Below are 19,431 nucleotides of genomic sequence, written 5' to 3'. Positions count from 1 at the left end.
GAAATTGAAACTACTGGTGACTTTTGGATTTTATAAAAGTAGAATCTAAGATAGATACTGTCGTAAACGGGGGGGCGAATAATTTGGAAGCTACTAAGGTAGATTTATTTGAGTTGACCGAGTTGAGAGAAATTGATTTGAGCGAAAATGAAGAGAGAGTTAAAGCTATATTTAAGGCATATGAACCAGAAGTCGAAAAACTAACAAACTTAGATGATGGTCAGATTAGTGAGCAAATTTCCAAGACTCTTAGTAAAGATGACCCGTGTTATAAATTTGTAGAGTCTAATTTGCTTTATTTAAAGCAATCATATTTTATTCTCCAGAAAGAGCAGCAGATAGATGAAATTGATATAAGTATTCTTAAAGAGCTAAAAATAGGTGAAATATTCGATGCAGAAAGCTTGGAGAAATTAAGTCGTAAAACAGATTCATCAGTAGATTTCGAAAAATTGGAGAGGATTGTAAGCCTTAAATTTGAGGAAGAGGAAAAGTACAAAGACTACAATGTTGTTAATACAATTGCTAGTAAATTTGAAATGCCTGAAACTAATGTTAAGTTTATTTCAAGACTGAGCGAATTTATTTCATTTGTTTCTGAGCTAGATAATGCGGTCAATTATGTGTCTAGAGGACAAAAGGATTGTAGTTTTGATTTATTGCCTTCATTGCACAGAAGATTCGAGAGGGATTACGAGATACATTCAGATATTTATGAGGGTGCTTTTAAACAAAAGATCATATATTACGATAAGGAAATTAAAAACAAATCGGGGGAGGAGTTACGAGCCGAAGGGCAACATTTTGGTTTGCCTACTGATTATTTAGATTTTACAGAGGCTCATTTGATCTCATTACTTTTCGCGATTGAAGATTATAACTATAGTCAGCAGCATTCTATTGTTTTTTTTATTGATTCTTTAGCATACAATAAGGACGCTGTAAGCTTAGAGGAAAAATTATTAGATTATTCTGTACCAACTGTCGTGGACTCTGTGAGAAGATACTCAGCAAGATCTTATTTTATTAAATTGGGTAACTCAAACGAACGGATTCATTTCCAAAAAGGTTGTTTTTTAAAGGTATCTCCTCAAGATCGAGAAGACTTCAAAAGAAGACTATCAAATTTTTGTAGGATTGTAATTATAAATAAAGATTGTAAAAAAGAAATACTGAAGGAATTGTTTAATTTGGGTATTACATTTGAAAACATATACCCGGATAAAGATAATGTCGTGAAATCGATAAAATTTAATTATGAAGAAGTGATGGGGGGTTACCGGGGAAGATGAGAGAGAAAATAAAAGAATCAATAATGAGAATTAAATCGAATCGGCCACTCATTTCAGTTCAAGATATAGTTAAGTTTATAGACAAAGGAGAGAAATATTTAAAATTAAATATTGAGGATATCAATGATGAAACAGAGATGGAAGTTCTACAAGGAATTGTTTTGAGCCCAGATTACCAAAGAATTTATAGATCATCTGTAAAAGAGGAAAGTTCAATAATTGAATCATTATTAGTTGGAATACCAATACCAGAGATTTTCCTGGTGATATCGGGTAAAAACGAGATGCAAATACGACATGTAATGGACGGGCAGCACAGACTTAACGCAATCTATAGATACATTAACAATAAGTTTCCCCTTAAAAGTCTTGATATCTTAGGTGGAGACGCTAACTATGAAGGAAAGAAGTTTTCAGAGCTAGACAAGAAGGATAAAATTAAAATATTGGGAAGTCATTTGTCTATCCTAGAGTTCGAAAGCTTTGAGGATTCAGATACTGAAATTGAGTTATTTAAAAGATATAATAGAAACACGAAGCCGCTAGAAATTCAGGAAATAGAGATGGCTACATATTTTTCCGAGACAAGTAAATATATAAGTCACTTTATCAACACTCTTATACAAAGAAATGAAGAAAAGATGGAGCAGGATAATGAAGGTGAGGATACAGTAGAGGACAAATTATTTAAGATATATAACATAACAAAATCCCGCAATGATAAACAAAAAAATCACCAGGAGATCTGTGTAATCCTTAGTATCTTAGAATCAGGATTACAGGAAAATGTTAGAGATGGTGTGACCGCCTCAAAGAGGTTTCTTGAAAGAAAATCAAAGCTATACAAAAGTGTTGGTAACGAAGAACTAGACGAACTTAAAATTAAGTTCAATAAATTTAATAATTTGGCCTTAAAAATATCTGAAGCTATAGAGTATCCTTTCTCTACGAGTATGATAAATGAGGAAAAGGATAGGCAAAGTAAATTTCTTATGGGTGTATCAATTGTATTAGCTACCATAAGCTATTATTTTGATTATGTCATTGAAAATGAAGGACTCATCTCAGATATTAAATTAATCTTATCTTTATCCCCAATTGCTGATATATCATATAAGGCATCCTCTACTAATATGAAAAATGTAATAAATTATTTATTCTTACGACATCAAATTCATAAGATGCAATTTACTTCATTGAATTTTTTAGAGTCTAAGATAAGCGAAGTCGAAGTTTTTGAAGAAAATAACCGCTACACAGTTCCGCTGTTTTAGCAATTTGAAGCCTGCATTGTTGTTAAGGATGCTTTTGAAAAAGCATCCTTTTTTCGCAGTTAGAGTGGTACGGTGTACCTTATCATAAATGACGGCGAAAACTTTTGTGGAATAGTGCTAAGAAAGATGTTGGACAGAGTGATATAAAGGAATAATAGAGACGATGAGAGAGTACTTATAAGGGGGATCCCATGTCGATCTCAGATAAGACTAGAAAGATACTATGGGGTAGATCAGGAAATAGATGTTCCATATGCAAGCTAAAACTAATTATTGATGAGACTGAAAAAGATAATTCGTCAATTGTCGGCGAGGAATGCCATATTATTTCTGGTCAAAAGAATGGGCCTAGACACGATCAAAACCGTCCTAAAGATGTAATAGATACTTATGATAACTTAATTCTGTTATGTCGCATTCATCACAAGATGATTGATGACCAACCTGAGACATTTACCGAAGACATTATTAAACAAATTAAAGTCAACCATGAGCTTTGGGTATCTAAAAGCCTTGACCAGCAAGAAGATAAACCTCCGAGAATTAAAAGGATAAAGGAAAATATTCCTGAAAAATTACCTAGGATTACAGGCGGAAAAGAAATCATTAATATTTTGGATAGAGCAATGGGGTATGAATTTGATCATGATGAACCAAAAAATGAAAATGAAGTTGAATTGATTTCAGGGTTTCTACAATACCTACATGATTTTGGAGATTTACTAAGCGATTTTGAATCGGGTGAAAGAGTTAGATACGGTTTTGAAATAACTAAAATGATAAAGGAATTATTAGATCATGAATACTACGTTTTCGGTGCACGTGAAGTCAGGGTGTTAGAGGGGGGAAAGGGTGCTCCATCAAGCTTTCCTATAGCGATTGTTTATTTGAGACACAAAGATAATCTACTGATGATGAATTAAAAAGCATAACCCATTTTAGTGAAACTATATTTCCGAAATCACTTGAGCTATTCACTGGGCTTGATGTTCTCCCTAGCTGATATACCTTCTAACCAATTGATTTAAGAAGTTGTTATTTATCACCTTTTCTCCAAAAAAGTAAATTGAAAATGAAAAATAAAACGACACAGGGGGTTTAAAATGGCTATGCCAACAAAAGCCCAGATTTTTAAACATTGGATGGAATGGTTGGACAAGAGGGGATTTGACTGGGGGGAGCCTTGTTGTTGGGCATGTAAACGACATTTTGATGCTAAATATGATTTGAACAAGCCCAGTGCTACACGTGAAGATATAATAAATAACTGGGATAGGGTACCTCTTCAACGTTGCCACATAATTGCCCGTCAGTTCGATGGAGAGGATATCCCAGAGAATCTATTTCTGATGTGTAAGAGCTGTCATGACCGCGCTCCGAACACGAAGTCTCGCGAGGCGTTTTTGGATTGGGTAGAAAAGCAAGATTACACATCCTTGGTTCAAGAAGATATCATGAGAGAATTAAGAACTTTTTAACTTGTAGATCGCGTAGATGATGTAAATGAAATGCTGGCAGATAAGGAGCTAATAAAACGTTTTTTTAGTAATTCTGGTTTTCATATGAATCAGGCTAAAGGCGGGTTGGAGATTACCCTTTCAAGTATATTTTCTCAAATTGCTCATGAACTAAAGAGGCAATAATAATTGAATCCTGCTATTAGGCACATCATTGTTATGGCCGATGAGTATAAAAAAATCAAAGAAGGCAATTTCTTACTGAGTGATATTCACGTCATATAATGCAAAAAGCACAAGCTACTGACTTGTGCTTTTTTGAGCAGACATATAGTCTTAATTTAATCTTACGTTGAAGACCCAAGACGAGGTAGGTCACACTATTTTAGGTATTGGACAACATTCTGTAGGATAGAGAGTAACCCTTTAAAGGGGTTGTGTAACAGAGACGGGCACATTAGCGCCAAAAGGTAAATTTATCGCCATGATGCCTTCCATCTACATTCCCATTTCCCCCCCCCCCATCCTCCAACACAACTCATCTAAAACCTCACCCGCCCGTCTCATCACTCTCTTCATATCCTCGTCCGTTATCATCTCTAACTCCTTCCCCTCCCCATTAACGAGATAATTCAATTCACCCACAAACGCCACAATCTCTAGCCCAGGATGATAGTCGGTATGTATCAGGAGTAACAGATCATTTAATGATATCTCCGAGCCGAACTCTGTCTTATTCTCATAGATGTATAACGCACGAATCATGGAGATGAGGGCTGAATGACAAAGAAAGAATGCAGTCTTGTATTGCTTGTGATTTCTCATAATCTGAGCTAATTTCATGTGATAACGGGCTAGACTTATATAGTCAGTGATTTTCTCTTGCAAGCTTTTTCCCATAGTGAAAGCCTCCCATAGCATATTTGGAAAAGTATTACACCTATTATAATACCTATAAATATTATAATAAATAATAATATCTATTAATTGGTGTTTACCTTTAGGAAACTTGTCTACACTTTGGACATGGAGAGGTGAATACTGTGATGGATAAGGAAATATTGAAGCAGGTGGGAGCGCGGATTCGTGCTCTGCGGAAAGAGCGGGGCCTGTCGCAGGAGGCGCTTGGGGAGATAGGCGGGTTTCATTTTTCATACATAGGGCAGATTGAACGTGGGGAAAAGAACGTTTCTTTATTGAATTTACATAAGATTGCAGAATCGCTCGAGGTGAATGTCATTCAGTTGTTTGCATACCAGGGTGAAGAGTTCATGGTTACCGCAGCAGAGCGTGATATTCAGGATATGGTAGGCATGCTCCGTGAGGCCAATGAGGAGAAGGTACGTGTGGCTAAAAATGTACTGAAGGAATTATTATAAAGAATCATTATGAAGCAAACCAATTTATTCATAGTATAAACAACAGTGGCGGCCTTCCAGGCCGCCCTTTGTTTCCGCCGATAGACCCGTTAAGCTAAAAGGATCAAGGCTGCATTAAGTTTCATGCAGCGAATGATAACTGTCGCTCTCACCCTGGTGCCAAAGAATTCCGCAGATTTGACTGGACCGCAAGGCGAAGCGGGCTTCGGACAAAGCATGCTGAAAAAGGATGCCCTCCGGATGCTAATCATTCAAAGAACTGCCACCTTCTGCCACTGTCCATTACGCAGCATTTTTATTTTTTCATTATATATAGGGGCCACTTCATCCAAAAATCCACGGCCTGCCATATTAGATTGACCCAGCATTAAAAATGATTTTATCATTTAATTTTCATTCCTTTACATAACTAATATAGACTAATTGAGTCATTATATAGTCTGATTAGACTAATTAATGATCATTATGCCTGGAATTAGAGCATCAAGGTCCACAGGATTTCTACACTATTTTTTTCATAGGGATGTTGACTTTGACGCCGTGTCGTACTTTATGCTTTTGATGGAAAGGAGGGCTCACGGAATGCAAACCATTAGCGAGGTTACCAAAAACTATCCAGTTTCCACAAGAATGCTTCGATACTATGAGCAGATCGGGCTGCTTAAAAGTGTGAAGAAGGAGGGATATGCTTACCGCACGTATGAGGAGAGTTCATTGGTAAGATTAGAACAGATTTTAGTTCTAAGAAAGCTGAGAATTCCGTTGAAGGAAATTCAAAGGATTCTGCAGAGTGATGAGTCCAGGATCGCACTTGCTGTGTTCCAAGAAAAGATCTATGAACTATCCAGCGAAATGACGGCATTGTCTGTCATTCACAATGTACTGCAAAACTTGGTAGATCAACTCAAGCTCCATGCCGAAGTGAAGCTGAACCCGGGAGTCTGGATGGATAAAACTCTGCTACAGATCGTTGAAGCCCTTCCTTTATCCAAAAGTAATCTCAAGGAGGACCTATCCATGAACGATTTGATCAAGGCAGATCAACATTTATCCACGCTTAAGGATGTACGGATTGTTTACCTTCCGCCTTCACCAGTGGCTTCGATCCAAGTAATTGGAAAATTACCGGAGTATGAAACGGGGATGAGTTGCAAAAGTTTATGATGGACACGAAGCTGGCCCAACTCAAGCCTGATCTACGGCATTATGGATTTAATCATCCGAATGGAGTCCAACCGGATGGATCGGACCATGGGTACGAGAGATGGGTAACGATACCTGATGATCTAGAGGTACGTGAACCGTTCGTGAAGAAGCATTTTACCGGTGGCTTATACGCAGCTCACATGATTCCCATGGGCAACTTCGAGGAATGGGGATGGTTGACCGAGTGGGTCGAGCACCATGAGGAGTATGAACCGAACTGGGGAGATCCCGATTGTATGTATGGTTCAAAGGAAGAGCATTTGAATTACATCAACCAGTATCATTTAAGCAATGAGGAAATCGACAAGGTGGTACAATTGGATTTACTACTTCCGATAAAGTCAAAGTTGAACCGGTAAATGATACAAGGCCATCCCGTAAAGGATGGCCTTAAAACTTTTGAAGAGAGAGGGCGTTCAGCTACCAGAAGCTTGCTTCATTTAGTTTGATCGGGATGCCGAATTCCATTTCGCACTGTCCATCCGGATGGTGAAGGGAGTTGGGGAAGTAAATCTCCAGGGCCGGACGTGAAACGTCCCATATATACGGGCTTAGGGGAAGCCACTCGATGGAGACCAGGTGCAGCAAATCTTTCGCTATATCCTGTCTGTCTGTTAAAATCCGCACCATGGCGTACTTGCCTCCAGGAATCGTCCGGATGCCCAGATCGCCAGTCGGCGTCATCTGTTGCTCCGTTGTAATGCAGGCATCATACCTGTGTCTGCCATCCGGCGTGATGAAAGGGTCGTCGAGGATGAGTCCGACCGTCAAACATCCTTTTTTCAGTGCTTCTCTCGCGTCCAACCACGAGGCTAACCGCTCAAAGAGCCCTTTAATGTCCGAATTGATTTCTCCTTCATTGATGGTTCCCCTATACCGGGCGTAGATAGCATTCATTGGAGTAAGGTTGCGAATCTCAATCGGGAGATCCGCCAGCTTGCGGGACAGTTCAGTGGACTTTTCAAAGGTTAATCGGGCCCTGAACCGTTCCGCAATCGTCTGGAGAGGAAACCTGTCCCGGCATTCGGAAGCGCTCAGCCCGGTATGCTCACGGAACACTCTGCAAAAGTGGGCCGGGGTTTGCAGACCACAATCCAAGGCGATATCAGTTATGCTCCGGTTTGGGTGGAACAACAGTAGCTTGATTGCCTTCTCGATGCGGATCCGCCGGGTAAACCCGTGCACGTTCTCGCCCATCACCACTTTGAACACCCGATGGAAGTGAAAGGGGGAGAAGGCGGCCACGTCCGACACTTCTTTAAGGGTTAAAGGCTCCGTAAGATGCTCCTCCATGTAGTTGACGACATGGTTGACCCGGTATCGGTATTCCAATTCCAACGCTTTGGCTACCACCATCCGTTTCACCGTCCCCCCTTATTTTCATTATTGATTCAATCCTATCTCTATTATAGCAAGAATTGTTAATCGGGTAGCAAGAAATTGGAAGATGATACTCGCCCATTACACTACCATAAGGGAAGCAAGAATAATAACCTTAAAGGGTGTGTTAATGTATGACCGAATTATTCCGTTATGCCAAGCTGGCCATGTTGGCAGGGGCAGCTAGCATGATCCTTACCATGTCCGCTTGCTCTTCCGAAAAGTCCTTAGCCCCTGTGATGTCCCCCGGCAACTCCAAGGTGATCAACTTGCCAAACGGGGAGTGGCCGATCGGCACTCCAGAGCAGGTTGAGATGGATCCCAAGGAAGTCGAAGCAGTGATGCAATATGCCAAGGAATCGCCGGTTCTCTCCATGCTAGTTGTTAAGGACGGCACAATTGTCTCCGAGTATTACAAGGATGGCATGTCGGATTCCAAGCTGGCTATAAACTCGATCACCAAGAGCGTGACATCGCTCTTGATCGGGATAGCTATCGACAAAGGTTATCTGAAAGGAATAAATGAGCCGATAGAGTCATTTTTCCCCGAATATAAGGAGTTGTTCGATTCACCCGATAAGAGATCCATTACATTAGAGCACTTGCTCAGCATGACAAGTGGCTTGCATTTCCCGGAATGGACTGATTGGAATTATATGATCCAGCCTATGACGGAGACCAAGGACTGGAACCAATTTGTACTCAGCCAACCGATGGATTCTAGGCCAGGTGAAATATGGAACTACAATACAGGCGGTTCCCAATTAATGGCGGCGATTCTCAGGAAAACGACTGGGCAATCCGAACTCGATTTTGCCAAGGAGCATCTGTTGGGTCCTCTCGGAATTGATAGCGTGAAGTGGCCCCGTTCACCGGACGATTCGAATTCAGGGGGCTTCGGCCTGAAGATGAAGCCAAGGGATCTGGCCAAGATTGGCCAATTGGTGCTTAACCGTGGCGTATGGGATGGCAAGCGCATCGTCTCGGAAGCATGGATCCGGGAATCGACCTCTCGGCATTCGGAGGGGAATGTGTCTTTCGGCGAATATGGCCACCATTGGTGGATGAATCAGTACGGCGGGCACAAGGCAGTTTTCGGTATGGGTTATGCCGGCCAATATCTGACCATCGTACCCGACCTGAATCTAGTGATCGTCGTGAACTCGGCTGCTACCGGGAATCCCCAGGATACCCTCCTTCCTATCCAGTTTATCGAGAGCTTGGTTAAAGCGGTGAAGAACAAATAGAGGACATAGTCCTAGCCTGCCGCTGTTTTATTGAACTCCAATCAACGTTGAAATTCGAATTTATACGACAATTAAAGGGCACCCACACGAATGCTCTTTAATTTCGCTGTTAGAGTGTTACGGTGAACCATATCATAACTACCCCTCGATCATGGAGATTATGACCCAAGTGTTTGATAATGAAGCATCACGATCTGACCCATTCGCTCGGAATGGGTTAAAGTTAGATTCTCTGGCGCTGTTCCGTCAGGGAATAAGGGAATGCCTTCTCCCAGAAGGGTGGGAATAAGCGCAATTTGGAGCTCATCCAGCAATTGCAGCTTCAGGACGCTCTGGACAAGCAATCCACCGCCTACAATCCAGACCTTGCCTTCTGAGGTTTGCTGTAACCGGGGGATAAGCCGGTCAATGGATTCGCCTGTAAAAACAACATGTGGCGCAGGGGGGTGCCCGGAACGCGTAAGGACAAAAGCCGGTTTATCTGCATAGGGGAATTCATCGGCTAGCTTCAGTACCTCTTCATAAGTATTTCGCCCCATCACTACGCTTCCTACTGTTCCATAGAATTCACTATACCCGTTATCCCCTCCATTTCCTTCGATCTCATACAACCAATCGACAGAGCCATCGGGCCTTGCAATGTAACCATCCAGACTCATAGCGATGTACAGCACAACTTTATGTTTTGACATTGTTAATCGCTCCCTTCTAGATTCAATGATACACTTGAACTATGACAAAATATGACGTAGTTAGGTGAAGCTATTGATTAATCGAAGACTGGAAATTATGCGGACATTGGATTCAAGGACCAAATTTACGGCCCGCCAGCTGGCAGAACGATTCGGAGTATCGCTAAGGACGATCCAACGCGATCTGGATTATCTGCAGCAGATGGGGGTTCCTCTGTATTCAGAGGTAGGCATACACGGGGGGTACCGGGTGCTGCCGAACCGGATTTTGCCACCCCTTCAATTAACACAGCACGAGGCGTTGGGATTGTTCCTGATGATTGAATATTTGGAGCATATTCCGGACTTTCCCTATGGAATCATCCGGGCTCAACTGGCAGATCAGTATTATTCCGGATTGCCGGATGATGTGCGGGATCTGATTAGGCGTTCGAAGCAGCATCTTGCCGTTCTTCAGCACTCTTCGATACGCCCAGCGCCGTTAACGACCCAGGTGTTAGGTGCAGCCATGGAGAAGAGAGAGATTACATTTGCTTATCATTCCCGCAGCGGCAAGAAGAATGTGCAGGTCTATCCGCTCGGGATTTATTATGAACAAGGGTATTGGTATATGCCCGCCAGCAAGCAGGGTGAGATTCGCCTGTATCGGGTTGATCGGATGGAGCAGCTGGAGGAAGGGCCTCACCGAATAGAGGATTCACTTCCGACGCTCGCAGCATGGATGAAGGCCGGGGAGACCAGGGATAGCACCGAAGTCATATTACATTTTACGGATATGGGCGTAAGGCTAGCGGAGTCGGACCGGTTATTCGCATCAGTTCTGGACAGGGAATGGCGCGGCTATATTCCTGTGGAAGAGTTCCCGTTCACGGCGCAGAAGCTGCTTGCATACGGACCGGAAGTAAAGGTGGTCTCTCCAAGGGAATTGCAGGAATCCGTCAGAGAGTTACTAGAGAAGACTATAAGTCAGTATTCATAAAATACTCAATATCCATTTTCTCGGGGTGTTGACAGTGATGCTGATGCGATCATTCCTGTCGGGATCAGTGGTCAAAAAGCGCATGAGCGGATCGCAGACGACATGAATTAAAGATAGCTGGTTGACACGAAAGTAATTAGGTACCATACTATATCTATGAACAACAATAGAAAAATAAATGACATGGAGGCTATTCCCTCCCTTGTACAATCTCAGCGTCAGATTGATCGCTATAACCTAGACATAGACGCACAGGCTATACTCGTCGCATCTAGGCTAATGGCAGCGGGAGCCCAGCTTGGTCAGGCCTCGGAGATTCATTTCTCCAGATTCGGCTTATCAACAGGTCGATATCGTGTATTGGCAGATCTCGAGGATTACGAAGGAGAAGAGCTGCCTTCGCAATTAGCAGAGCATCTAGGCGTTACACGTGCTACAGTGACTGGTCTGATCGACATTCTTGAACGAGATGGCCTAGTATCTAGGCGGTTAAGCTCAAAGGATGGCCGCCAGAGATCGGTTATTTTGACGGAAGAAGGAGCGAAGAAGCTACGTGAAATGGCTCCTGAGCATTTCGCTTGGCTGGAGGCCACGGTGGGCTTACTCAGTATAGACGAGCGCACCGTATTCCTCGACTTGCTAGGCCGGGTTACACAAGGCATCTCTGCACTTACGGACGAACCAGGCTCGAAACCAAAGTGAAACATCAGTATTGAGTAGAATGGGCTAGTCATGCTAGCCTATTTTTACTCCTATATAGTTAGGCTCCTAATTATATCTCGCTGAAAGCACTCAAATGGATTGATCTCGAAGAAAGAAGGGGCAACGAAATGAACCAGATGAAATACCCGAATCCAACAGATGATGCTTACGGTATCAAGACTGTGGGTTCCAGGAAAAAGCCCTTTGCACTATGGCGTGAAGTTGTAATGGCCTATGCTGCTCCTGCCATCATGGCAGGTATTGGGGGATTGGTTACTGCTGATAGGGGGCTTCAAATCGGAGCATTAACCACAATCGGCGGTGCATCGGCCTTGATGGCCTTGATAATTGGCCTTTTGTTGCGCAGCCGAGTGGGCCATATGCGATGGGTCACAGGTGCACCTCGCTTGGTTGTGGTAGGAGGGTTAGCAATAGCCGGGTCCTTGTTTGGCCTATGCGCGGCATGGGTGACATCTGGTGTACTAGAACTTATGATACCGGGCCATCACATGGCCTGGGTCGATCGCGCCTGGATCGATTTCCCGTTGTCTGGATTCATAGCCAGCACGATAGTGACATGGCGGTGGCGTCTTGCCGCCACAACCCATTTGACATCCAAAAGGAGAAGAAAAAAATGATAGTTATTATGGGAGCAACAGGTATGATAGGCAGTGCGCTGGTGGAACGTTTGGCTGATCTTGGCGTGCCCGCCAGGGCTCTGAGCAGAGAGCCAGAGAAGTTGCGTAAGCAGATCGGAGAAAAGGGGTCGTGGGCTATCGAGGTCGTATGGGCAGATGCTGCTGACCCCGAATCGCTGCGCTGCGCCTTTACAGGTGCCAGCCAGCTCTTCCTCGCTATGTCCAACAGTCCAAGACAAATCGAATTGGAAACTTCAATCATTCAGATTGCAGGCGAATCTGGAATCGAGCACATCGTGAAAATATCCAGCCCTGCCTTTGAGCAGAGCTCCCCAGTAGCAGTGGCGGGCTGGCATCAAGAAATTGAGAAAGTGCTAAGGGAATCAGGTCTTACCTCCACCGTGTTGCGCCCATATGCATTCATGCAAAATCTAATGCGCTTTGCACCAACGATTACAACTCAAAATGTTTTCTTCGGCTCCATGGGCAATTCTCCGTGTAACTTCATTGACTGCCGTGATATCGCAGATGTTGCCGCAGAAGCTCTAACTAACCCTGAGGTCTCAGGCCAAATATATACGCTTACGGGTGCAGAGCTTTTCAGCTATCCACAGATCGCGGAACGACTATCCGCCTTGCTCAATCGGCCAATAAGTTACATCAATATGGAACCCGAAGAACTACTCCGTAATCTTATTGAACACGGGAATATGCCTCCATGGCTTGCGAACCATGTTGTGGAGATTCAATCCATGTCCAGGGTGGTTCCAGAAAGTCCAAATGACACTGTGAGTCGCCTGCTCGGCAGAGAGCCGCGTAAGCTGGAAGCCTTTCTGCAGGAGTGTGTAAACAATTTCCGGTAGAGGTACCTTAGTTTAAGGAACATTCCGGTGAACCGTATCATAAGTAGGGGCAAGTTTTTCGGAAAATCCCGCAGCAGGCTTGGAACGGAGCCTTGAAGGACATGGGTTGAGGCGGGGTCACGCGTAGCAGCGAAGATGGAGCAAACGGACTTTTGCGAGCTTTTTGGAATTACAAAATAATGGAGGATTTTAAATAAAGTACTTTTACGGAGTATTATCTTTTTTGGGTTCATATACACTTGGAGAAAAACATTCTAAAATAACATCAAAGGTGGGAACGGAAACATGGTTAAACGAATCCGTTTAAAATGTTCGGTATTTCTTTAACGTCAGGAGGTGAATATAATGGACAGCCAATTAGTTGATCCCTACGAGTTACAGTTACGCAAAGCGCTTGACAAAGTACTCCCGGATGCCTATGAAAGTCTAAAAACCCTCGACCAGATGCCAATTGAAATTGGAATGAAAGTGCTTGGGGTTCTTGTTAATTATGCTTGCGAGAGTCAGAACATAACTGTAATTACTTTAGCAAGAGATGCTATTAAGAAAATACCACTCAAGTGGTTGACACAATACTATCCTGAAGTTGTTAATAGAAGTATTGATTGGGCGGACGAATGGCAATACATTAGATTACTAGAAGTGACACGAGAGGTAGCTCCAGAATTATTAAAAGTATTTATTGATCGAGGATTATTCTCAGAAAATGATGAAATTCATGAAACAGCAGAGTATTTTAGGAGCAAGCAGAACTGAAGCTGAATGCATAATTGCAAAGGCTGCCGATTTACTTCGGTGGCCTTCAGTACATATTATAAGTAGGGGCAAGTTTTTTAACCTGTGTAAAGTCGCTTTAAGCCATTGATTGCCTATTCCCTAAATCTATCCAATGCTATGATTTTACATATCAGATGCGCACCTGATGGCAGTGAGTTGTGAATCAAGTTAAGGAGATGAGAAGATGAGTAAAGATGATTTTTTGCGGTCCATGCTATCCGATAAGGTCAATATGACCCCAAATGGGTTCGTGGCCGATCAATTAAGCCCCGAACAATTCAAGGATTGTCACGAGCTGATATTTGACAGTCTATTTGAAATTCATACGTCTGACATATCGGGAATAGGGGGCTACGGACGGTTCAACGAGGATGGCACACCTGAATATGAGAGTTGCAGAGATTTTCTGATCGACACGTTTGCTGAGCACAAAGAAGGGTATTGGTATAATTGGAGGGACATGTTCGGAACGACGGTTTTGCAACGGGATTTCTTTGAACAGTACTACAAAGAGATGGAGGCGCGAATTCCTTATTGCGAGGGCAGACGTTATTTAGTAAATAACTTTACGTTTTTCATCAACATGATTACGGATGGGAAAACCACGGTGGGGTTTCCCGACTGGAGCTACTCTGGCATTGGAGACTGCCTGATCGATTTTGCAATCATGGACTTAAACAAGCCTTATCTGCGAATACCGGAGCTTCTCATGGAGTACTGCAAGAATCGGAAAATCATCATTCCCGACTTCAAGGAAAGGTTCTTATGTATGGCGTATTATAAAGGGATAGATGGATTGCGCTGGCACGCATCGATCGACGATACAGAATCGTGTACAAGTATGATGAAATCTATCAGCGAACTAAAAGATCGAATTTACGCTTTGTAGACGGTGATAACATGAAATATGAGAATGGCAGTGACATCCTTCCAGAGGAACTATTGAGAGAAGTTCAAAAGTACGCCTCAGGTAAACTTATTTACATCCCCGCTGGAGAGGAAAAGAAAGCTTGGGGTGCAGCCTCCGGTTACCGGGAGCAGTTGCAGAGAAGAAATCGTATGATTCGCAACAAGTACGCCCATGGACGTACCGTGTCGGAGCTTGCTGACGAATACTTCTTATCTTTGGATTCAATTAAAAAAATCCTTTACTCGAAGAAACAGACTGACTACGCAGCATATGCCCCGACTATTGAGTCAGCTGTGGAATATGCGAATGGCGGGATACTTGAAGAGTGGATGTACTGCTATTGGCAGCTTTCTAAAAACGCATCTGTCCATACAGAAAATGCCGTTGTAGACCAAATCTATTTTGGGGTCGTAAAGTTTCCATTGCGTCTTATTCAAAGGGATGAATTCGATATCAGTAACTCCCATGTGAATGTAACCGAAGATCATTCCGCTCTACCGCCTCTTATCATTGAGTATCATCAAGGGAAGTTTTACTGTACCGAACAGAAGGAGATATTGGCTGGACTAATCCAACGCAAGGTTAATTCGTACCCGACCATTATCGTGTTGCGGGAGGTTACCGATTATAAGAGGTTTACGAATCATTTTGGAACTGTATTATTTTTTGTCAAATAAAGCATGAAATGGGTCATCCCGCCAAGGACTGAAGGAATTACTATAAAGAATCATTATGAATCAAGCCTATCTATTCATAGTATAAACAACAGTGGCGGCCTTCCAGGCCGCCCTTTGTTTTCGCCGATAGACCCTTTAAGCGAAAGGGATCAGGGCTGCATAACCTTCACCATCTGCGCCTCGAATTCGGCGTAAGTAATTTTACCCAAAGCCAAATCCATGCTATGAAGGTAGATCTGTTCTGTTTTCGAATAGTCGCGCTCCACTTTCAGCGATTGCTCCTCTCCCCGGAGGGGCTCCAAGACATGACACTTGTTCGAAAAAGCTTCGAAATAGCGGTAGCCGAATTTGCGCTGCGATACCGCGTTTATATGAATTCCATCAGGATTCGCGGTTAACTCTGCCGCTGTTACAAAATAACAATTTGGCTGTTCGTTAGCGAAGCGCTGCAATTGTTCATTGATCTGTCTATACTCTGTTGCTTGCTGTCCAAAACCAGTCTTCCCAAGGAAATCACCAAGTCCGCCAATGATCAACGGCACCTCATCAAGCTTCAATTCGTTTCTTAGGGTCTCGATGATCAGGGTTAATTTCTCGTAATAAGTTTCATGCAGCGAATGATAACTGTCGCTCTCACCCTGGTGCCAAAGAATTCCGGAGATTTGACTGGACCGCAAGGCGAAGCGGGCTTCGGACAAAGCATGCTGAAAAAGGATGCCCTCCGGATGCCAATCATTCAAAGAACTGCCGCCTTCTGCACAAGGAATCAAACCAATTTCTTCATTAGGATTGGCGTTCGACCAGGCATCGGCGAAAGACGCCGCCAGGCTTACACCGGAGACCGGACGGTCATAATTAATCGGCTCTGTCATCATCTGCCACTGTCCATTCCGCAGCATTTTGATTTTTTCATTATATATAGGGTCGACTTCATGCAAGAATCCACGGCCTGCCATATTAGATTGACCTAACATTAAAAATGATTTTATCATTTAATCCTCATTCCTTTACCTAACTATTATAGACTAATTGGATCATTGCTGTGGAATTAAGGAAATCTATTTTGAGAATGTGGTTAGAAGAAATCAGAATGATTATAATGAGCAAGAAGGGCAGCTGCTAATCGGAGGATATGGCGGCATTTATCACTATAAAGAAACGAATCCGTGGAATTCATTAAATGTTCTAAAATCAATCATAAGGATGACCTTCAGATGAAAATATTATTAGTTGAAGATGATAAGACGATCGCGTCGGGACTGGAATATTCACTGCAGCAAGAGGGTTATTGGACTGTTCTCTGCCATAATGCCGCTTCAGCCCGAAAGATGCTCGCCGAAGACATCGATCAGTTCACTTTGTGCCTGTTCGATTTACAGCTTCCAGACGGAACTGGCTATGAATTATGCAAGATGGTGAAGGAACGGCGGGATATTCCGGTCATTTTCTTAACGGTGATTGATGATGAGGTCAATGTCGTGATGGGGCTCGATATGGGAGCCGATGATTACATTACCAAACCATTTCGGGTTCGCGAGCTTCTCTCCAGGATCAAATCCGTCTTGCGGAGATACCAGAAGCTGTCCCACGCCGGAGCGGTCATCGACATTGACAATGTGCGCATCCATACACTGGAAGGCAAAGTATATAAAAACGGTGCCGAAATTTCGCTAACCGCCCTGGAATACCGCTTATTGCTGATCTTTGGCAACCATGTTGGACAGGTCCTCACCAGGAATCAGCTCTTGGAGCAAATCTGGGACGTGGCGGGCGACTTCGTGAATGACAACACGTTAACGGTCTATATCAAAAGGCTAAGGGAAAAGCTGGAGGATAATCCGGAGCAGCCGGCTCTGATCAAAACGGTACGCGGTTTAGGCTATAAGGTTGGTGATTAGATGCTGCGCAATCGGGAAAATCTATTGTTATTGCTCGTCATGGGCTCAATCAGCTTATCGGCGATCGTCATTGCTGCTTTCATTTCGTCTGCCGCCGCAGCCCTGGTTATTATTGTATCCGTGCTGCTTACCGGCACCGCTGTATTATTCACAAAACGGAGATATTACGAGCTAGAGAAGCTGTCCGTCTATTTGCGGGAGATTAGCAGCGGCCAGGCCTCCCTTGACCCTCGCGATAATCAAGAAGGGGAGCTTAGCATCTTAAAGAATGATATTTACAAGGTGACACGCATGCTCTCCGAGCATCGTTCGTTATTGCAGCAGGATAAGCTTCAACTGACCGATGCCATCTCCGATATTTCACATCAACTCAAAACACCGATCACCTCTATGACAGTCATGGCAGATCTGTTAAGTGCCCCTGATCTGCCTCCACTCAAAAGAACGGAGTTCACCCATCATATCCGCATTCAGCTTGAACGGATCGATTGGCTGGTTTCATCCTTATTAAAGCTAGCGAAAATGGATGCGGGAACGATCCCGTTCAAAAAAGATCGAATACACATGAAAACCCTAATCCAAAAGGCACTGGAGCCGGTTATGATTCCGATGGATATTAAGGGCCAGACCGTCTCCATCACAGGGGATGACAACGTCTCTTTTGACGGCGATTTCCATTGGACTGCTGAAGCGGTTATCAATATTTTGAAGAATGGAGTGGAGCATACCCCTGAGGGCGGTGCGATTACCATCACATTTTCCGACAACATGCTATTTACGGAAATCGTTATTGCTGACAACGGAGTGGGCATACCGAAAGAGGATTTGCCTTATATATTCAAACGTTTTTATAAAGGAAAGAATGCTAATGAAGGAAGCATCGGTATAGGGCTTGCGATGGCTCACAGCATCATTGCAAGCCAGAACGGCGTGATTGATGTAACGAGCGACAGCGGGACCGGTACAGAGTTTCGGATCAAATTTTATAAGCATGTCATTTAACAGCACTCCGTAAGTGACTGAATTGTCACCTCCATCGTCACTGTAAAGTCATTTTGGACAGGTAAAATGATATTCATCAGATGAACGATGGAGGTACAACCATGCAAATGAAGCAGCAGCGCAAGATTACTTTTTTTATCACGATAGGTTACACCCTGATTATTCTTTATTTTATGCTTTTTGCTTTCGGCAGAGCGGATACGGTAGATCAAACCAGTCAGTACACCTTTATTTTTTTGCCGGACGGTTTTTTTAGGGTGCCGGGTCTTTCCGATCTTCTACATCCGACACTGATGGACTTGGTAGGTATTGGAAACTTTGCAGCCTTCATACCTTTTGGCATACTGTTTCCGCTGTTATACCGCACCAGCTTTGTTCGCTTCATGGCAGGGTTTATCCTGTCCATTCTTGTGCTGGAGACCATCCAGGCCCTAACATTCCTCGGCAGCTTTGACATGAACGACGTCATAACGAACTCAGTGGGCGCTGCTATTGGATTCGGGGGCTACAAGATTGGCTTCCGTACAAAAAACTACTGGAGAAATATCACTGCTACGGGAATTGCCAGTGCTGTCTTAATGCTCGGCGTGTGGGGGGTCTTCGGAGTAGTTGATCAAGTGTTCACCAAAGAGTTGGCCCCTTTTGTAGCGATAAACGAATGGAAAGATAGTACTGGAAATCGATTAACGGGAACCAAACAGGACCGTCTTAAGATTGGCGGTAAAGACGTGACACCTAAGTATAATGTGTATGGCACCGAAGGTAACAAGAAGGAAACATATACGTATTCGCTAGACAATAAGGGAGAACTGTATCTTAGCTTGAATTATGGAATTCCTGATCATAAGGATGTTCAGGGCAGCCTAAAGGTTACCGTTGACGGGCAGGAGCTCCTGTCTGTATCTGCAGAAGATCAGTCCCATGAGCCGGATAATAGGATCCTTCATCTCACCGGGGCTAATGAGCTTAAGATAACCATTGAGGGGAATGAAACCCTGTGGGATGTTGGATATAGAGAGATGGTGTATACCTGGAATTGAGCATCTGGGGAAGGAGGG

Annotated in this window: 21 protein-coding genes and 2 pseudogenes; 18 read left to right on the top strand and 5 right to left on the bottom strand. The window is 43.4% G+C overall.

The genetic code is table 11. From position 1 onward, the window contains the following. Window positions 1-23 precede the first annotated feature (23 nt). The 4 genes from MKY12_RS31665 to MKY12_RS31650 all read left to right on the top strand — a co-directional run bounded on the left by MKY12_RS31665 (window position 24) and on the right by MKY12_RS31650 (window position 4,044). Window positions 24-1,292: an FRG domain-containing protein gene (locus MKY12_RS31665; protein ID WP_339312163.1), complete on the top strand. Its 1,269-nt coding sequence runs from the start codon at window positions 24-26 to the stop codon at window positions 1,290-1,292. Next, window positions 1,289-2,566, top strand: a complete 1,278-nt coding sequence (locus tag MKY12_RS31660) for a DUF262 domain-containing protein (protein WP_339252585.1) — start codon at window positions 1,289-1,291, stop codon at window positions 2,564-2,566. Before MKY12_RS31665 ends, MKY12_RS31660 begins: the two co-directional genes overlap by 4 nt. Window positions 2,567-2,757: 191 nt before the next feature. Beyond that, window positions 2,758-3,489 (top strand): HNH endonuclease signature motif containing protein, encoded by a 732-nt coding sequence (locus MKY12_RS31655; protein WP_339252583.1) that lies wholly within the window; start codon window positions 2,758-2,760, stop codon window positions 3,487-3,489. Between the two features lie 180 nt (window positions 3,490-3,669). Next, window positions 3,670-4,044 carry an HNH endonuclease gene (locus tag MKY12_RS31650; protein WP_339252581.1) on the top strand — a complete coding sequence of 125 codons (375 nt, stop codon included), beginning with the start codon at window positions 3,670-3,672 and terminating at the stop codon, window positions 4,042-4,044. A 477-nt stretch (window positions 4,045-4,521) separates the two neighbouring features. Here MKY12_RS31650 and MKY12_RS31645 read toward each other — a convergent pair whose 3' ends face one another. Beyond that, window positions 4,522-4,923 (bottom strand): HEPN domain-containing protein, encoded by a 402-nt coding sequence (locus MKY12_RS31645; RefSeq protein WP_339312161.1) that lies wholly within the window; start codon window positions 4,921-4,923, stop codon window positions 4,522-4,524. A 143-nt stretch (window positions 4,924-5,066) separates the two neighbouring features. Here MKY12_RS31645 and MKY12_RS31640 point away from each other — a divergent pair, with 143 nt between their 5' ends. Continuing rightward, window positions 5,067-5,402, top strand: a complete 336-nt coding sequence (locus tag MKY12_RS31640) for a helix-turn-helix transcriptional regulator (protein ID WP_339312160.1) — start codon at window positions 5,067-5,069, stop codon at window positions 5,400-5,402. Window positions 5,403-5,519: 117 nt separating this feature from the next. Here the strand turns inward: MKY12_RS31640 and MKY12_RS31635 are convergent. After that, window positions 5,520-5,788, bottom strand: a pseudogene (locus MKY12_RS31635) (sialate O-acetylesterase); the annotation flags it as partial. Window positions 5,789-5,984: 196 nt separating this feature from the next. Here MKY12_RS31635 and MKY12_RS31630 point away from each other — a divergent pair. Both MKY12_RS31630 and MKY12_RS31625 read left to right on the top strand, forming a co-directional pair. Next, entirely contained in the window at window positions 5,985-6,566 is a 582-nt protein-coding gene (locus MKY12_RS31630; RefSeq protein WP_339252574.1) for a MerR family transcriptional regulator, read from the top strand. After that, window positions 6,566-6,967 (top strand): effector binding domain-containing protein, encoded by a 402-nt coding sequence (locus MKY12_RS31625; RefSeq protein ID WP_339312158.1) that lies wholly within the window; start codon window positions 6,566-6,568, stop codon window positions 6,965-6,967. The genes MKY12_RS31630 and MKY12_RS31625 overlap by 1 nt, the downstream gene beginning before the upstream one ends. Window positions 6,968-7,028: 61 nt before the next feature. Here MKY12_RS31625 and MKY12_RS31620 read toward each other — a convergent pair whose 3' ends face one another. Beyond that, a complete protein-coding gene (locus tag MKY12_RS31620; protein ID WP_339257672.1) occupies window positions 7,029-7,964 on the bottom strand; it encodes an AraC family transcriptional regulator in 936 nt (311 codons plus the stop codon). Window positions 7,965-8,122: 158 nt separating this feature from the next. Here MKY12_RS31620 and MKY12_RS31615 point away from each other — a divergent pair, with 158 nt between their 5' ends. Then, window positions 8,123-9,235, top strand: coding sequence for a serine hydrolase (locus MKY12_RS31615; protein ID WP_339252572.1), 1,113 nt, complete (start codon window positions 8,123-8,125; stop codon window positions 9,233-9,235). Between the two features lie 158 nt (window positions 9,236-9,393). On the opposite strand, the gene MKY12_RS31610 is transcribed toward MKY12_RS31615, so the two are convergent. After that, window positions 9,394-9,927 (bottom strand): dihydrofolate reductase family protein, encoded by a 534-nt coding sequence (locus tag MKY12_RS31610; RefSeq protein ID WP_339252570.1) that lies wholly within the window; start codon window positions 9,925-9,927, stop codon window positions 9,394-9,396. 73 nt (window positions 9,928-10,000) lie between these two features. Between MKY12_RS31610 and MKY12_RS31605 the strand changes: the two genes are divergently transcribed. From MKY12_RS31605 to MKY12_RS31575, 7 genes and pseudogenes are all read left to right on the top strand, one after another. Then, window positions 10,001-10,906, top strand: a complete 906-nt coding sequence (locus MKY12_RS31605; RefSeq protein ID WP_339252568.1) for a YafY family protein — start codon at window positions 10,001-10,003, stop codon at window positions 10,904-10,906. Between the two features lie 156 nt (window positions 10,907-11,062). After that, on the top strand, window positions 11,063-11,608 hold the full coding sequence (locus MKY12_RS31600) for a MarR family transcriptional regulator (RefSeq protein WP_339252566.1): 546 nt from the start codon (window positions 11,063-11,065) through the stop codon (window positions 11,606-11,608). A gap of 128 nt (window positions 11,609-11,736) precedes the next feature. Continuing rightward, window positions 11,737-12,246, top strand: coding sequence for a hypothetical protein (locus MKY12_RS31595; RefSeq protein WP_339252564.1), 510 nt, complete (start codon window positions 11,737-11,739; stop codon window positions 12,244-12,246). Further along, window positions 12,243-13,109, top strand: coding sequence for an SDR family oxidoreductase (locus MKY12_RS31590; RefSeq protein WP_339252562.1), 867 nt, complete (start codon window positions 12,243-12,245; stop codon window positions 13,107-13,109). Before MKY12_RS31595 ends, MKY12_RS31590 begins: the two co-directional genes overlap by 4 nt. Before the next feature lie 345 nt (window positions 13,110-13,454). After that, window positions 13,455-13,865 carry a hypothetical protein gene (locus tag MKY12_RS31585; RefSeq protein WP_339252560.1) on the top strand — a complete coding sequence of 137 codons (411 nt, stop codon included), beginning with the start codon at window positions 13,455-13,457 and terminating at the stop codon, window positions 13,863-13,865. Between the two features lie 205 nt (window positions 13,866-14,070). After that, a complete protein-coding gene (locus tag MKY12_RS31580; protein WP_339252558.1) occupies window positions 14,071-14,775 on the top strand; it encodes a hypothetical protein in 705 nt (234 codons plus the stop codon). A gap of 11 nt (window positions 14,776-14,786) precedes the next feature. Continuing rightward, window positions 14,787-15,044: pseudogene (locus MKY12_RS31575) on the top strand (CD3324 family protein); the annotation flags it as partial. Window positions 15,045-15,622: 578 nt separating this feature from the next. Here the strand turns inward: MKY12_RS31575 and MKY12_RS31570 are convergent. Further along, entirely contained in the window at window positions 15,623-16,465 is an 843-nt protein-coding gene (locus MKY12_RS31570; RefSeq protein ID WP_339252556.1) for a sialate O-acetylesterase, read from the bottom strand. A gap of 222 nt (window positions 16,466-16,687) precedes the next feature. Here MKY12_RS31570 and MKY12_RS31565 point away from each other — a divergent pair, with 222 nt between their 5' ends. The 3 genes from MKY12_RS31565 (at window position 16,688) to MKY12_RS31555 (ending at window position 19,413) form a co-directional block, all read left to right on the top strand. After that, entirely contained in the window at window positions 16,688-17,371 is a 684-nt protein-coding gene (locus MKY12_RS31565; protein WP_339252554.1) for a response regulator transcription factor, read from the top strand. Then, complete coding sequence (locus MKY12_RS31560) at window positions 17,372-18,373, top strand: HAMP domain-containing sensor histidine kinase (RefSeq protein WP_339252552.1); 1,002 nt, start codon at window positions 17,372-17,374, stop codon at window positions 18,371-18,373. A 101-nt stretch (window positions 18,374-18,474) separates the two neighbouring features. Next, window positions 18,475-19,413 (top strand): VanZ family protein, encoded by a 939-nt coding sequence (locus tag MKY12_RS31555; protein WP_339252550.1) that lies wholly within the window; start codon window positions 18,475-18,477, stop codon window positions 19,411-19,413. Window positions 19,414-19,431 lie beyond the last annotated feature (18 nt).

Origin of the sequence: Paenibacillus sp. FSL M7-0896, from assembly GCF_037975415.1 — a bacterium.
GTDB lineage: Bacteria > Bacillota > Bacilli > Paenibacillales > Paenibacillaceae > Paenibacillus_AQ > Paenibacillus_AQ silagei.
The sequence above is the reverse complement of the archived record's forward strand: the minus strand, read 5'-3'. Positions and strand labels throughout refer to the sequence as shown.

What these genes read in the sequence shown, in the direction of transcription:
- MKY12_RS31660 (WP_339252585.1), top strand. Translation starts at nt 1,289, where the DNA reads ATGAGAGAGAAAATAAAAGAATCAATAATGAGAATTAAATCGAATCGG.
- MKY12_RS31655 (WP_339252583.1), top strand. Translation starts at nt 2,758, where the DNA reads ATGTCGATCTCAGATAAGACTAGAAAGATACTATGGGGTAGATCAGGA.
- MKY12_RS31650 (WP_339252581.1), top strand. Translation starts at nt 3,670, where the DNA reads ATGGCTATGCCAACAAAAGCCCAGATTTTTAAACATTGGATGGAATGG.
- MKY12_RS31645 (WP_339312161.1), bottom strand. Translation starts at nt 4,923, where the DNA reads ATGGGAAAAAGCTTGCAAGAGAAAATCACTGACTATATAAGTCTAGCC.
- MKY12_RS31630 (WP_339252574.1), top strand. Translation starts at nt 5,985, where the DNA reads ATGCAAACCATTAGCGAGGTTACCAAAAACTATCCAGTTTCCACAAGA.
- MKY12_RS31625 (WP_339312158.1), top strand. Translation starts at nt 6,566, where the DNA reads ATGGACACGAAGCTGGCCCAACTCAAGCCTGATCTACGGCATTATGGA.
- MKY12_RS31620 (WP_339257672.1), bottom strand. Translation starts at nt 7,964, where the DNA reads ATGGTGGTAGCCAAAGCGTTGGAATTGGAATACCGATACCGGGTCAAC.
- MKY12_RS31615 (WP_339252572.1), top strand. Translation starts at nt 8,123, where the DNA reads ATGACCGAATTATTCCGTTATGCCAAGCTGGCCATGTTGGCAGGGGCA.
- MKY12_RS31610 (WP_339252570.1), bottom strand. Translation starts at nt 9,927, where the DNA reads ATGTCAAAACATAAAGTTGTGCTGTACATCGCTATGAGTCTGGATGGT.
- MKY12_RS31600 (WP_339252566.1), top strand. Translation starts at nt 11,063, where the DNA reads ATGAACAACAATAGAAAAATAAATGACATGGAGGCTATTCCCTCCCTT.
- MKY12_RS31595 (WP_339252564.1), top strand. Translation starts at nt 11,737, where the DNA reads ATGAACCAGATGAAATACCCGAATCCAACAGATGATGCTTACGGTATC.
- MKY12_RS31590 (WP_339252562.1), top strand. Translation starts at nt 12,243, where the DNA reads ATGATAGTTATTATGGGAGCAACAGGTATGATAGGCAGTGCGCTGGTG.
- MKY12_RS31585 (WP_339252560.1), top strand. Translation starts at nt 13,455, where the DNA reads ATGGACAGCCAATTAGTTGATCCCTACGAGTTACAGTTACGCAAAGCG.
- MKY12_RS31580 (WP_339252558.1), top strand. Translation starts at nt 14,071, where the DNA reads ATGAGTAAAGATGATTTTTTGCGGTCCATGCTATCCGATAAGGTCAAT.
- MKY12_RS31570 (WP_339252556.1), bottom strand. Translation starts at nt 16,465, where the DNA reads ATGATAAAATCATTTTTAATGTTAGGTCAATCTAATATGGCAGGCCGT.
- MKY12_RS31565 (WP_339252554.1), top strand. Translation starts at nt 16,688, where the DNA reads ATGAAAATATTATTAGTTGAAGATGATAAGACGATCGCGTCGGGACTG.
- MKY12_RS31560 (WP_339252552.1), top strand. Translation starts at nt 17,372, where the DNA reads ATGCTGCGCAATCGGGAAAATCTATTGTTATTGCTCGTCATGGGCTCA.
- MKY12_RS31555 (WP_339252550.1), top strand. Translation starts at nt 18,475, where the DNA reads ATGCAAATGAAGCAGCAGCGCAAGATTACTTTTTTTATCACGATAGGT.